The 13,477-nt window shown below is 58.3% G+C and carries 11 protein-coding genes; all 11 read right to left on the reverse strand.

The features are described 5' to 3' along the window. Positions 1-106: 106 nt before the first annotated feature. The 11 genes from AB4O09_RS22820 to AB4O09_RS22870 all read right to left on the reverse strand — a co-directional run bounded on the left by AB4O09_RS22820 (position 107) and on the right by AB4O09_RS22870 (position 13,459). Entirely contained in the window at positions 107-1,582 is a 1,476-nt protein-coding gene (locus AB4O09_RS22820; RefSeq protein WP_003199076.1) for a sigma-54 dependent transcriptional regulator, read from the reverse strand. A gap of 168 nt (positions 1,583-1,750) precedes the next feature. After that, a complete protein-coding gene (locus tag AB4O09_RS22825; protein WP_038858642.1) occupies positions 1,751-2,047 on the reverse strand; it encodes a hypothetical protein in 297 nt (98 codons plus the stop codon). Positions 2,048-2,071: 24 nt separating this feature from the next. Beyond that, positions 2,072-2,476 carry a flagellar export chaperone FliS gene (gene fliS, locus AB4O09_RS22830; RefSeq protein ID WP_038858644.1) on the reverse strand — a complete coding sequence of 135 codons (405 nt, stop codon included), beginning with the start codon at positions 2,474-2,476 and terminating at the stop codon, positions 2,072-2,074. A 152-nt stretch (positions 2,477-2,628) separates the two neighbouring features. Further along, positions 2,629-4,014 carry a flagellar filament capping protein FliD gene (gene fliD / locus AB4O09_RS22835; RefSeq protein ID WP_038858645.1) on the reverse strand — a complete coding sequence of 462 codons (1,386 nt, stop codon included), beginning with the start codon at positions 4,012-4,014 and terminating at the stop codon, positions 2,629-2,631. 80 nt (positions 4,015-4,094) lie between these two features. Then, positions 4,095-4,445, reverse strand: coding sequence for a flagellar protein FlaG (locus AB4O09_RS22840; protein ID WP_038858647.1), 351 nt, complete (start codon positions 4,443-4,445; stop codon positions 4,095-4,097). 74 nt (positions 4,446-4,519) lie between these two features. Next, positions 4,520-5,965, reverse strand: a complete 1,446-nt coding sequence (locus tag AB4O09_RS22845) for a flagellin N-terminal helical domain-containing protein (RefSeq protein ID WP_053162106.1) — start codon at positions 5,963-5,965, stop codon at positions 4,520-4,522. A gap of 251 nt (positions 5,966-6,216) precedes the next feature. Continuing rightward, entirely contained in the window at positions 6,217-7,146 is a 930-nt protein-coding gene (locus AB4O09_RS22850; RefSeq protein ID WP_038857883.1) for a ketoacyl-ACP synthase III, read from the reverse strand. Between the two features lie 301 nt (positions 7,147-7,447). Next, entirely contained in the window at positions 7,448-9,034 is a 1,587-nt protein-coding gene (locus tag AB4O09_RS22855) for a flagellar hook-associated protein 3 (RefSeq protein WP_038857882.1), read from the reverse strand. A 13-nt stretch (positions 9,035-9,047) separates the two neighbouring features. Continuing rightward, complete coding sequence (gene flgK, locus AB4O09_RS22860) at positions 9,048-11,063, reverse strand: flagellar hook-associated protein FlgK (RefSeq protein WP_038857880.1); 2,016 nt, start codon at positions 11,061-11,063, stop codon at positions 9,048-9,050. Between the two features lie 10 nt (positions 11,064-11,073). Then, the gene (gene flgJ / locus AB4O09_RS22865; protein WP_003199053.1) at positions 11,074-12,378 is read right to left on the reverse strand and encodes a flagellar assembly peptidoglycan hydrolase FlgJ; all 1,305 of its coding nucleotides are present in this window, start codon (positions 12,376-12,378) and stop codon (positions 11,074-11,076) included. 10 nt (positions 12,379-12,388) lie between these two features. Next, the gene (locus AB4O09_RS22870; protein WP_161796644.1) at positions 12,389-13,459 is read right to left on the reverse strand and encodes a flagellar basal body P-ring protein FlgI; all 1,071 of its coding nucleotides are present in this window, start codon (positions 13,457-13,459) and stop codon (positions 12,389-12,391) included. Positions 13,460-13,477 lie beyond the last annotated feature (18 nt).

Raw genomic sequence — 13,477 nt, forward strand, 5'->3', positions numbered from 1 at the left:
CTCTCTCGCTTGGCTGACCGTCAGTTAAACGGAACGTTGCGAGGGCTATAGCAATACCCGTGCCGAAAAAAAACCGCCTGAAAATCAGGCGGTTGGAAAACAGGCGTCAATCATCCGCCTGTTCATCTCCTTCGCGACGGCTCATGCCGTACTTGCGCATCTTCTCCACCAGGGTGGTGCGACGGATGCGCAGGCGTTCTGCCGCGCGGGCCACGATACCGTTGGCATCATCCAGCGCCTGCTGGATCAGCCCTTGCTCCAGGCCTCCCAGGTAATCCTTGAGATCCAGGCCTTCGGGCGGCAACAAGGCATTGGCGGTGAAATCCGGTGTGTGGCCGTTGATTGCCACCCGCTCCTCCAGATCGCTGCGCAGGCTGTCGACCATTTGCTCGTCTTCGTCGTCGACGTAGCGGAATTTCTTCGGCAGTTCGTTCACGCCGATCACCCCGTACGGGTGCATGATCGCCATGCGCTCCACCAGATTGGCCAGCTCACGGACGTTGCCCGGCCAGCCATGGCGGCACAGGGACATGATCGCCGCCGAGTTGAAACGAATCGAACCGCGCTTTTCGTGCTCCATGCGCGAGATCAGTTCGTTCATCAACAACGGAATGTCTTCGACGCGCTCGCGCAGTGGCGCCATTTCGATCGGGAAAACGTTGAGGCGGTAGTAGAGGTCTTCGCGGAAACTGCCAACCTCGATCATGCTCTCGAGGTTCTTGTGCGTAGCGGCAATGATTCGCACATCGACGCTCTGGGTCTTGTTGCTGCCCACGCGTTCGAAGGTGCGCTCCTGCAGGACCCGCAACAGCTTGACCTGCATCGGCAGCGGCATGTCGCCGATTTCGTCGAGAAACAGCGTACCGCCGTTGGCCAGTTCGAAACGCCCGGCGCGGCTGGTGATCGCGCCGGTAAAGGCGCCCTTCTCATGACCAAACAGCTCGCTCTCCAGCAACTCGGCCGGGATCGCGCCACAGTTGACTGGCACGAACGGCGCTTCGCGGCGCTTGGAGTGGTAATGCAGGTTGCGCGCAACCACTTCCTTGCCGGTGCCCGATTCGCCCAGGATCAGCACGCTGGCGTCGGTATCGGCGACCTGCTGCATCATCTGGCGCACGTGCTGGATCGCCCGGCTGGTGCCGACAAGACTGCGGAACAGGTTGGGTTCACGATGCCTGCCGCGCTCACGGGCCTGGTCGTACATCTCGCGATAAACCTGCGCGCGATGCAGCGAATCAAGCAGCTTGCTGTAGCTGGGCGGCATTTCGAGCGTGGAAAGAACCCGGCGGCGCTGGTCTTCAGGCAAGTCAAGAGAAGAATTTTCGCCCATTAACAAAACCGGAAGGAACTCATCCCAGGTTGAGAGTGTCTTTAGCAAGCCCAAAAGCGTTGCAGGAGCATTTACGGTCCCGATAAGGACACAGATGACTTCACGACTGGACGACAATGAGCCGACAGCCTGCTGCCAGTCATGGCTTCCGCAGGGTAAATTTTCTTCGCCGAGAAAATTCAGGATCACCGCCAAGTCGCGGCGGCGGACGCTATCGTCATCGATCAGGAGAATTTTGGTTTCACGCCACATGCAATAGCAACTTCCCTAGTCAACCCAATGCCCGAAATTAGGGGGCAAGCTAGACGCTTGCAGACTTGTCATGCCTGTAGACGCCTTAAATCTGTAAACAGCTACTAGTTAAGTCAAAAAACCGCGCACAGTCAAATTTATGGCGCAACGGCTCGGATTAAGTGAGCATTAACCGAACAGATGGTAAACCTTTGCCGCGTTCTGTGCTTGATGGATCTGTTGCATCTCGTCGACGATCGCCTGACGCTCTCCTGTCGCCGCCTCCAGCAATTGCCGATACACCCCTAGCAACTCCTCAAGATTGATCCGCAACGCCGCCTCATCCACTTGGGACTCGCTCAGGACGTCTTCCATGCAGGAACGGCACGTCATGTCCAATTGACTGATCGCCTCCCAGTTACGCTCGGCCAGGGCATCGACCAGGGCATCACGGGTTTGTTCGATTCGCTGCAGAGCTTGGCTCATTACGGCATCCTCAGACCTACTGGTCTATTGATTGGCAGTCGCATGATCGGCAATTGCATCCCAACCACTTTTCAGGGTATCGAGCAAACCCGAGACTTCATCTATGATCGCGACGTCGTTATTGCGGTTGGCTTCCATCAGGCGCGTCATCATGTAAGCGTACAAGTTGTCGAGTTGCTGGAGGGACGCCGGATCTTCGGTTTTTTCTGGATTCAAGCCGTCCCGCAGGCCGATGATGATGTCGACGGCCTTACCCAACAGCAACCCCTTGAGCGCGACATCGCCCCGCTCCAAGGCGCCCTTGGCCTGAGCCATGCGATCCAGTCCGCCCTCCATCAACATCTGCACCAGGCGATGAGGACTGGCTTCAGAAATCTGGGCATGGGAATTGACCTTCTGATACTGACGAAGGGCTCTCATGGGGTTCATGTTTCTACCTCGTAACAGATAACACTGAAAAAGGATTGCTCTAGCCTTTATGTCGACTGAGCGCCGCATAACTTTAACGCGGGTCCGCCATTCATGAAAAAACCCAGGCACTGTTGATACAGTCGGCCTGGGTTTTTTGCATTTGTTTTAAATCACTTGTCTGACGATGCTTTGTTCAGCGCGTTCAACGTGGCCATGACACTGTCACCCTGCGCCCTCAACCGAGCAACCAAGGAGTCCATGGCAGTGTACTTGGCGGATAGACTCGTCTGCAGGCTGGCCATCCGCGAATCCAGGGTTTCCTGCTGCTTCTTCAGAGCCGTCAGGCTCTCACTGAGACTCGCCGAACGCGCAGCAAAAACACCGGTCTTGCTCAAGGCGAAGCTGTCAGTGGCGGACTTCATGCGTGCCAGCAGCCCAGTATCGCCAGTGAAGATCCCGTTGATGTCAGCCGCGTTGGTCACCGCGGCAGCATCGAACAGCTTGTCATTGATCGACAGCAAACCGGTCTTCTGGTCGGTCTGGACGCCGAATTGCGAGAGCGCTTTCAACTGGCCGGTGCCCGACATGGCATTGAGTTCGGTACGCACCGCCGACAGCATCGAACGCAATGAGGCATCGCCCGTCAGCGCACCGGACGTCACAGTACCATCGGCGCTGGTGGTGACTTGCGTCTCGGCGTTAGCAGCCTTGATCAAGGCGTTGTAGGTATCGACAAAACCCTTGACCGAAGACTTCAGGGTCGAACCGCTGGCAGCAACCGCAATGGTGGTCGGTGTGGCCGTACCGCCGGAAGGCACCACGGAAACGCCTGTCAACTTGAGGGTTACGCCACTTACCGCATCAGCGATCGTGTTGGTCTTGGACTCCATTACCAACCCATCAAGCTTATATTGAGCGTTCTGCGGCGTCGCCAGGATCGACGTCCCGGTTTCCAAGCCAGAATCCCCTGTCAGGGTAAGGTCCGAACCGACACCGGTGGTTGTCGAGGTCAGCACCATGCGCGAACCACTGGCATCGGTCACGATGTTGGCACTCAAGCCCTGGTTGGTGTACTGGGAGTTGATCGAATCACGGACCTGTTGCAGGGTCGCGCCAGCGGGAACGCTGACGGCGAATGTGTTGGAGCCCTGCTTGATGTTCAGCGTAGTCGGCGCAGCACCAGCATTGACCACTGAAGAGGCGCCACTGGCAAAGACCTTGGTGGAAATCTTCGACGCCGTCGCCAACTTGTCGACTACCAGCGCAAAACTACCGGCTGCCGCACCATTACCTGTGGTCACGGTAGCGACCTTCTCGTCAGACGATGAACCGGTCAACCCGCTAAAGCTGGAAGCGGTCTTCATGTTGTCCAATGCGCCACGGAACGCATCCAGCGCCGCCTGGATTTTACCGATCGACGACAGCGAGGTGGTCGCTTTCAGCGTCTGGTTGTTGATCTGCGTCTGCTTCGGCGCCTTTTCGGCGGCGACCAGGGAAGCCACGATCGCTTGAGTATCGATATTCGAACCAATACCACTAACCGTTGTACCCGCCATCATCTTTCTCCTTATCCAGTGGCTGCCGTTTTTTTGACTGAGAGCGCCTAATCAACGACAACAACAATATTCGTGCCAGCTCAGACCCTGTCGTTGAACAACAAGTTGCTGGCGTCCGACAGACTTTGCGCCAATTTCAGCGCGGTTTCCGAAGGGATCTGGCGAATCACGTCACCCGTTTCGGTGGCGATGACTTTAACCACGATCCGCCCAGAGGAATCATCAATGGAGAAATCCAATTTGCGCTGCGCAGCCTGGACGAACTCCTGAATATCGGTCACGGCTTTTTCCAAGTCCTCGCGCTTGGGTTCGGCGTTCGATGGCGCAACGACTTCAGTCTTGGGCTGGTCCGGCTTTGCAACCACCATCGGCGTTACACCCTGAGGAGCAACGGCCGGATAAGACAGATTCAACTTGACACTCATGTCCATGCTAGATCACCTCATCACGGAAAAGACAAAAGGGCACGTAAACGCGCCCTTCCGTCAATCACCAAGCGCTAGGATTACTGAAGCAGCTTCAGTACAGCGGATGGCAGTTGGTTAGCCTGGGACAGGATCGCAGTCGAAGCCTGTTGCAGGGTTTGTTGCTTGGTCAGCTGAGCGGTTTCCGACGCGAAGTCTACGTCCTGGACCACGCCACGGGCAGCGGTGGAGTTGTCCGAGATGCTGCGCAGGTTAGCCACGGTGCTGTCGAAACGGTTTTGTACAGCACCGAGGTCAGCACGCTGGGAGTCGATGTTGGCAATGGCCTGGGTGATCACGTCAACCGCGTTTTGTGCGTTGGCTGCTGTGGTCACGTCAGTGTTGCTGACGACGGTCTTGGCCGAGCTGACGGTAGTACCGGCGGCTACGAACAAACCAGTTGCACCAGCACCGTTCATCGAGTAGCTGTTGGTGGAGTTCAGAGAAACAGCACCGGTCACCTGGATGGCGGTTGCAGCGGCCGCGACAGCGGCACCGTAGGTACCAGCACCATCTTTGGCAGCAACAGTGATACCGGCGATTGCACTGGCGTCACCTGCGTTCAGAGTGATGTTCTCGCCGGTGTCGGATTTGATTTCCAGGTTGTTGGTGGTGGCGTTGAAGTTAACGCTGATGCCCAGTTTGGCGGCGTTGGACTTCAGTTGGTCAGCCAGGCCAGCGGTGTCGGTTACACCGACCATGTTGACCGCAGCACCCGAACCCACTTGGATAGTGAAGTTCGCAGTACCTGGAACAGCACCAGTGATGGCAGCAGTGTTCACACCGAACTTGACTTCAGTGCTGGCGGTAGCCGCCAGGCCGCCGATAGCGCCGTTCAGTTGAGCTGCGGTAGCCTTGGCCGATTGACCGGCAGCCACGTTGATGTTGGCGGTCTGGCCACCACCGGTAATAGCGATCGCACCGCCGACAACACCGGTAGCGCTAGGCGCGATGGCCACGCTTTTCAGTTGCTGCGAACCAATGTTGTTGGCCGACACGTCGCCCAAGGTCATGTTGATGGTTTCGTTGGCGTTGGCACCGACTTGGAAAGCGGTAGTACCGAACGAACCGTCGAGGATCTTGCGACCACCGAAAGTAGTGGTGGTAGCGATACGGCTCAGCTCGGCAGTCAGAGCGGCGTATTCGGAGTTGTTCGACTTACGGTCATCGGCGCTTGGCGAGCCGTTAGCGGAAGCCAGGGCCAGGGTACGCATTTTCTGCAGGATGTTGGTGGATTCTTGCATCGCACCTTCAGCGGTTTGTGCGATGGAGATACCGTCACCGGCGTTCTTGATGGCAGTGCCCAGGCCGTTGATCTGACTGGTCAGACGGTTGGAAATTTGCAGGCCAGCGGCATCGTCTTTAGCGCTGTTGATACGCAGACCGGAAGACAGACGCTGCATCGAAGTTTGCTGAGCGGTGGAAGCCTTGTTCAGGTTGTTCTGAACGGTCAGCGATGCAATGTTGGTGTTTACTGTTAAAGCCATGACGAAATCCTCGTTGGATGGATACTGCGGCTTCCGGCCCTGACATCCGTCGGGTGTGGCCTAGAGAACCTACATACTAGTTATCGTCGTCAAGGTGCTTTGCTTGAGGGTTTTTTTGGAAATTTTTAGTGGCAGCTTGCCAGCCCTTTATTTTCAAGGATTTAGAGCTATTCTTTGGCGCCAGAAAAACGCAAAACGCCCGGTAACTTGCGTTACCGGGCGTTTGCCATGCCGATGCCAGGCGGTAAGGGTCAGCCGCGATAAAGAATCGCCGAGCCCCAGGATAAACCGACACCAAAGCCGCTGATGGCCACGCGCGTCCATTTTGAATCGAACACATGGTTCTGCAACAACAGCGGGATACTCGAGGACACCGTGTTCCCGGTCTCGAGCATGTCCTTGACGAACGTTGCCGAACCACTCTCATCGAAGCGGCGCGCCACGGCGTCGACAATGGCTGCGCTGCCCTGGTGAATGCAGAAGGCATCGATATCGCCAGCCTGCAGATTCGACTCATCCAGCAACTCATGCAAATGCGCCGGGACTTTCAGCAAGGCAAAGTTGAAGACCTGGCGACCGTTCATGAAGAACACACCGTCGCTGACTTTAAGGTGCGGCGCGCCGGAACCATCAGTACCAAACTTCGACTTGCCCAACTGCCAGATAGCGTTTTCGCCCATCCAGGTCGCAGTGGCAGCATCGCCGAACAGCATGGTGGTGTTGCGGTCTTCCGGATCGACGATCTTGGAGTACGGGTCGGCGGTCACCAGCAGGCCATTTTTCAACCCTGTCGCTTCCATAAAGCCCTTGAGGGCATAGATGCCGTACACATAGCCGGAACAGCCCAGGGAAATATCAAAAGCGGCGACATGGGTCGGCAAACCCAGTTTGTCCTGAACGATAGCTGCCGTGTGCGGCAAGCCTTCTTCATCGCCGTTCTGGGTGACAACGATCAAGCAGTCGATGGATTCACGCTTGAGCTCAGGACTGGCGGCAAACAGTGCATTGACGGCTTCAACGCACAGATCGGAGGTTTCCTGCTCTGCACCCTTGCGCGGCAAAAACGCCGAGCCAATCTTGCCAAGGATGAAGGTTTCGTCCTTGTCGAACTTTGCACCCTGGGCGTAGTTGTCAACCCCGGCCGCCGGCACGTAACTCGCTATATTTTTTATGCCAATCATTATGGCTTCCCAATAATAAACAGCTGAACACCGCCGCTCGCTGAATCGAGGGCGTCTACAGTCAGGAATGGGCCCCCAGAGGAGGCAACGTCAGGACTCAAACGGCCCCACCACCTTCACCGCCCGCAGACAGGATACAGTGAAGATGCGCGTTTTGACTGACGGGTCACTCAGGGATCGATGCTTTATTTGATTTTGTGGCCACGATAACGCCTCGCTCCGCCCTGCGACACCCTAAAAACCCCTCAAAAAAAAGCCAGCCCCCTGTGACAGGGGCTGGCCGCGAGCGGTCAAGACCTACTCAAAGCTTATTGAACAGGCCCAACTGAGAAATCTTCGAGAAAGCCAGCTGTGCCGCCTGCAGCATCGTCTGCTGCAAGGTCAGGCGGGTCAGCACTTCTGCCGGATCGGTGTTCTTGATTCCGTTCTGGGTCGAATCGTTGATCAGGCTGGTGCTCTGGTTCTGATCGCTCTGCATGTCCATCACATTACCCCGGGCACCAATGGCGCCACGTGCCAGATCGACCTGGTTCTTGGCATTGCTCAGGTTGGCGATGGACGACGCGATGGTGTCTTCCAGTAGGCGCTGTGCGGCCGCATTACCCTGGGTCGGCGTATTCAGCGCCTGACGCAATTGGCTGATGGTATCCAGCACGTTCTGGGTCTGATGGGTATTGACCGATATATCGAACTGGTCACCGGCAACGGGCGCGCCGCCCCCCAAGGTGAAGCTGACACCTGCCGCAGTCGCCACGCCGGCAGCCACGGTTCCGGAGCTGACCGGAGTACTGGTATTGGTCAGTGGACGGGCATACAGGTCGAACGTTGTCGGGCTGGTGAACTTCAGCACAGCCCCGCCTTCAGGGAAAAAACTCTTGTAATCCGTTGCGTTGGTTACCGAGGCCTGGCCGATCACTGCCGTCGACCCGTTACCCGGGGCGCGGTTAGCGACGAAGCTGTCGGGCTTGGCCGCCAGCTGGAAACTGTGACCGGCGATCACTGCGTCCGCACTGGCGGTGTTGCCGGGATCGTCGCCCGCCTGGAAAGTAATATCGAGCTTGAACACCGCGCCACGGAAACTGATGTCGGAGCCACCCTCCTTCTTCGGGTCGAATACTCCGCCCTGGCTCGCCTCTGCGGTCACGTCATTGCCCAAGGCATCGGTGATTACAAACTGGGTACTGCTGCTGAACGACAAGGTGTAGGGCTGGCCGCCCCGGAAACTCGCATCGAAACTCGGAGCGGAAGTCACCAGGCCTTCCGACAGGGCCACGCGCCCATCATCAACTGCCGGCGCGGTCATTGTGGTCGAGCTGCGACTGGCATTGATCGCCTGTTGGAATACATCCCAACCGGTATCGTTGAGCCCCAGGGACATCGAGTCACCGATCTTCAATTGCAGTTGAGTCTGGTCACCCTGGTAGCTGTAAGTACCGTCGCTGTTGCGCACAAAGGGCTCGGTATTGTTGCTGGCACCGGAAAAAATGAACTTGCCATTAGCATCCTTGCTGTTCATCAGGCTCAGCAATTGATCCTCGGATGCACCGAGCTCGGCAGCAATGGACTTGCGGTCGTCATCGTTCAATGAACCGCCACCGGCACGTACCGTCAGCTCGCTGACTTTCTGCAACACGTTGTTGATGCTGTCCAGCACCGCCTCTTCCTGCGCCTGGGCCGTATTCAAAGCGCTGATATTGGTGGTGTATTGTCCCAACATGGCTTTTTGCTGATCGAGCTGCAGCAGGCGGGCGGCACCAACCGGGTCATCCGCTGCAGTTTCGAGTTTCACGCCGCTGCTGGCCTGTTCAGCAGTCTTAACCACGTTGTTGAAGTTACGCTGATAGTTGGCAGCCGTCGTCGCATAGTACTGAGCAGTAGAAATACGCATGTTTCACGGCTCCTTAAAGGGCATTAATCAAAGTGTTGAAGGTGTCCTGCGCAGCCTTGATGATCTGCGAAGAGGCCGAGTAATACTGCTGGTACTTGACCAGGTTGCCGGTCTCCTCATCGAGATCGACACCCGACATCGAGTCGCGGGAATTGCGCGCCTGAGTCAGGATGGTACCGGTAGCCGTGGCATCGAGCTGGCCTTGCTTGGCCTGGGAACCGACCGATGAAACAAGAGCGCCGTAGGCATCGGTGAAGTTCACGCCGGGACTAGTGGCATTGGCGCCAACCGTGGCCTTGGTTTGCAGGCCGAGCAACGCCTGAGCGTTGCGGTTGTCAGTGCTGCTGGCCGTGGTCATGGCGATATTGAAGCTGTCATTCGCAGCGGGACTGCCGCTCAGAGTCATCGCTACGCTGAACGTCTTGGCGGTACCGCCGCCGTCGATGTACGGCACCGCAATGCTCAGGTCATTGTTCTGACCAGGTACGATGTTGCCGGTGCCGATGCTGTTGCCCTTGGCATCGAAGGCTTCATAGGCAGTCGCACTGGTCATGAGCAGGCGAATCGGCATTGAATTCTTGACCGCTGTCTGCACCTCCAGGCGCTGGACCGGATCATACACGTCCAGAACAGTGCTCAGAGCCGGCTGGCCGATGGCCCCAGTGCCGTCGTTGCCCGAAGCCTTGGTGGACGTCAGCGGAGCGGCAGTGGCCAAGGTCTTGGCATCGGTCATGACGACTGTCATGTCTGCGGCAGAACTGCGAGTCGGAGTAATCTTGAAACTGTCACCCGTGTTTACCGGACCGGCATTGAGGCTCAGGCTGAAGCCGTCGATGACCGGTGCAGGCGTCGCGCCCAGGGTGAACGCACCCATGTCGGTGTTATCCGACAAGCGACGCACGCTATAGCCCGTTGCACTGGTGAAAGTGACTTGGTAATCACTGGCCGCCAGTTTGCTGGTGTCCTTGATGGTGACGTTCAGGTTGCCGGATGCAGGGTTGTTGTTGCCATTGGCAATGCTGCGCTGGCTGATGGCCGCGGCACTGTTGATGTCATTGAACAATGCCGCGCCAAAGTTACCGTTCTGGTCCAGGCCCTGGCCCAATTGCCGGTTGACCTGATCGGTGACTACCATGGCGATGCGCCCCAGGCTGTTGACCGCTGGTGTCAGCACCTCATTGCGATAGCGCAAAAGGCCGCCAATCTGGCCGCCGCTCGTCACGGACGTGATATCGAGCGTCGAGCTGCCACGTTTCATGATGATCGCGGAACGGGTCGGGTCGTTTTGGTCAGCCACTACCTGCAAGGTATTGGCTGTATTACCGATGACCAGCGGTTGGCCGCTGCCCAGGTAGATATCCATCCGCCCGTCGGTTTCGGTCACCTGCGTGCCAACCAGCGCAGACAGTTGGCGCACGGCCTCATTGCGTTGGTCCAGCAAATCATTGGGCATGCCACTGGCACCAGACCCGGTGGCCTCGCTGATTTTCTGGTTGTAGGACGCAACAGTGGCCGCCAGCTTATTGACCTGCTCTGCCATAGAGCCCAACTGGTCGTTGATATAGGTGCCCTGCTGAGTCAACTGCTGGGAGATAGCATTAAAGCGGTTGCTCAATCCCTGGGCATTGGTCAACAACGCCTGGCGCGCAGCGGTGTCGTTGGAATTGCCCGCCAGCGTCTGCAAAGACGCAAAGAAAGACTGCAGTGTCTTGGTCACGCCGGTGCCGCTGTCGGAAAGCAGCTTGTCCACCTGTGAAGCTTGCCCCAGGTAGATCTGCGCGTCATTGTCGAGCGATGTGGAGGTTCGCAACTGCGCATCGAGATAGCTGCTGTACACCCGGCGCACATCGGCCAGGGTCGTGCCAGTGCCAATGAACACATTGCCGTATTGGTTGGACGCCTTGGTGGTCTGCACGGTCTGCTGACGCGAATAACCAGCGGTATCGACGTTGGCGATGTTGTTACCGGTGGTCATCAACGAGGACTGGCTTGCAGACAGACCCGACATCCCGATATTGAGCAAACTCATGGTTCAGACCTTATAAAGTCGTGGTGGCGCCTGCAGAAGCGTAGTTTTGGTAACTCGTCATCTGCCGGGCTATGTTCGAAATCTTGCTGGCGTAGTGCGGATCGGTGGCGTAACCGGCCTTTTGCAACTCGCGTACAAACTGTTCCGGGTTATCGGCAGACTTCAGCACATCTTGATAGCGACTGTTGCTTTGCAGCAGGTTGACCAAGTCGTGGAAACTGTCGCGGTACGAGGCGTAGGAACGGAACTCGGCCGTCTCCTTGACCATCGCGCCATTGCGGAATTCGCTGGTGATCGCCCGGGCCGAATCGCCCTTCCAATTGGCGCTGGCCTTGATACCGAACAGGTTGTGACTGCTGCTGCCATCGGGCTGGCGCATGACCGATTTGCCCCAACCGGTTTCCAGAGCGGCCTGGGCCACCAGGTAACGCGGGTCGACACCGATGCGGTCGGCCGCTTCCTTGGCCATTGGCAACATGGCGTTGACGAATTCGTCGGCATCGCGGAAGGCCTTGCGTGCCGGTGCCAGCGGTGGCTGGGCCACGGCGCGGCCATAGACCTGCATGTCGCCTTTCGGCTCGGCGGCCTTGAGTGCGGCCAACCAGTCGCCATTGGCCAATTCGCCAGTCGCCGGCTTGACGGCGGCGATGGCGCGATCCGTCAGGACGTTCTGTGCAGGCACATCGGCGTTGGCCGCGGCCGAAGGCACCAGCCCGGCAAGCAGGCGGTCAGCCAGTTTCGGCGGCAAGGCCAGGCGGCGCTGGTTGATCAGCTCCATGTCATTGCGATGAGTACCCTCGCCCGCCCCTTGCGGCACGTTCACCGCCCGGGAAGCCCACAGCGGACGCTGGCCGTTGGAGCGTGAAAGAGGACCGTCGGGCAGCGTGCCGGCGGCCACTGGCGTTGGCACCGCTGCCTTGGCGACCTTGTCCAGCGCCTCTTGCTGCTTGGCGGCCGACAAGCTTGCCGCCTCGCCTGGCGCCAGCGGTTTGTTCTTGGACATCTGGCGCAGCAGCACATCGGCCAGGCCGATACCACCGCCTTCGCGGGACATGGAGACGGCCAACTGCTGGTCGTACATTTCCTGGTACTGCTTGGCTTCCGGCGTGTTCATCGGATTGTCCTTGCCCAGCGCATCGGTGGCCGAACGCATGGACTTGAGCATTTCGCCAAGGAACAGCGACTCGAATTCCTGAGCCACTTTACGCAGGTTGCCGTCGCTGTTCTTGTCGCCAACCTTGAGTTGGTTCAGTCGGTTCAAGTCCGAGTAGGAGCCCGAATCCCCGCTGATCAAAGTGCCCTTGCGCATGTCCATGGACCGGTCCTCAAATCACGATCAGGTCGGCTTGCAACGCGCCGGCCTGTTTCAAGGCTTCGAGAATCGCCATCAAGTCGCCTGGCGCCGCGCCGACCTGGTTCACCGCCCGGACGATTTCATCCAGGGTAGTGCCCGGGCCGAACTTGAACATCGGCTTGGCTTCTTGCTCGGCATTGACCCGCGAACGGGGGACCACGGCTGTCTGGCCGTTGGACAACGGACCAGGCTGGCTGACGATCGGGTCTTCGGTGATGGTCACGGTCAGGCTGCCGTGGGTCACGGCGGCCGGAGACACCTTGACGTTCTGGCCGATCACGATAGTGCCGGTGCGCGAGTTGATGATGACTTTCGCCACCGCCTGGCCCGGGTCGACCTCGAGGTTTTCCAGGATCGACAGGTAATCGACCCGCTGGCTCGGATCCAGTGGCGCGGTGACGCGGATCGAGCCGCCGTCGAGGGCCTGGGCCACGCCTGGGCCGAGCATGTCATTGATCTTGTCGACGATACGCTTGGCGGTGGTGAAGTCGGAACGGTTGAGGTTCAGCGTCAGGCTGTTGCCCTGGTTGAAACCGCTCGGCACTGCACGTTCCACCGACGCACCGCCAGGGATGCGACCGGCCGACGGAACGTTGACGGTGATCTTCGAACCGTCGCGCCCTTCGGCATCGAAACCGCCCACCACCAGGTTGCCCTGGGCGATGGCGTAGACGTTGCCGTCGATACCCTTGAGCGGCGTCAGCAGCAAGGTGCCACCGCGCAGGCTCTTGGAGTTACCGATGGACGAGACGGTGATATCCACCTGCTGGCCAGGCTTGGCGAACGCCGGCAGATCGGCACTGATCGACACCGCCGCGACGTTTTTCAACTGGACGTTGCCGGAGCCGGCCGGCACCTTGATGCCGAACTGCGACAACATGTTGTTGAAGGTCTGCAAGGTGAACGGGGTCTGGGTGGTCTGGTCACCGGTGCCGTTCAGGCCCACGACCAGGCCGTAGCCGATCAACTGGTTGGAACGCACGCCGGAAATGCTGGCGATGTCCTTCAGGCGTTCGGCTTGAGCGGTAAAGGCTGCCGACATTACCAGGGCACCGATCAA

This window comes from Pseudomonas sp. H1_F01, assembly GCF_054681425.1.

Coding starts and splice junctions, on each gene's coding strand:
- AB4O09_RS22820 (WP_003199076.1), bottom strand. CDS start 1,582: ATGTGGCGTGAAACCAAAATTCTCCTGATCGATGACGATAGCGTCCGC.
- AB4O09_RS22825 (WP_038858642.1), bottom strand. CDS start 2,047: ATGAGCCAAGCTCTGCAGCGAATCGAACAAACCCGTGATGCCCTGGTC.
- fliS (WP_038858644.1), bottom strand. CDS start 2,476: ATGAACCCCATGAGAGCCCTTCGTCAGTATCAGAAGGTCAATTCCCAT.
- fliD (WP_038858645.1), bottom strand. CDS start 4,014: ATGGCGGGTACAACGGTTAGTGGTATTGGTTCGAATATCGATACTCAA.
- AB4O09_RS22840 (WP_038858647.1), bottom strand. CDS start 4,445: ATGGACATGAGTGTCAAGTTGAATCTGTCTTATCCGGCCGTTGCTCCT.
- AB4O09_RS22845 (WP_053162106.1), bottom strand. CDS start 5,965: ATGGCTTTAACAGTAAACACCAACATTGCATCGCTGACCGTTCAGAAC.
- AB4O09_RS22850 (WP_038857883.1), bottom strand. CDS start 7,146: ATGATTGGCATAAAAAATATAGCGAGTTACGTGCCGGCGGCCGGGGTT.
- AB4O09_RS22855 (WP_038857882.1), bottom strand. CDS start 9,034: ATGCGTATTTCTACTGCTCAGTACTATGCGACGACGGCTGCCAACTAT.
- flgK (WP_038857880.1), bottom strand. CDS start 11,063: ATGAGTTTGCTCAATATCGGGATGTCGGGTCTGTCTGCAAGCCAGTCC.
- flgJ (WP_003199053.1), bottom strand. CDS start 12,378: ATGGACATGCGCAAGGGCACTTTGATCAGCGGGGATTCGGGCTCCTAC.
- AB4O09_RS22870 (WP_161796644.1), bottom strand. CDS start 13,459: ATGTCGGCAGCCTTTACCGCTCAAGCCGAACGCCTGAAGGACATCGCC.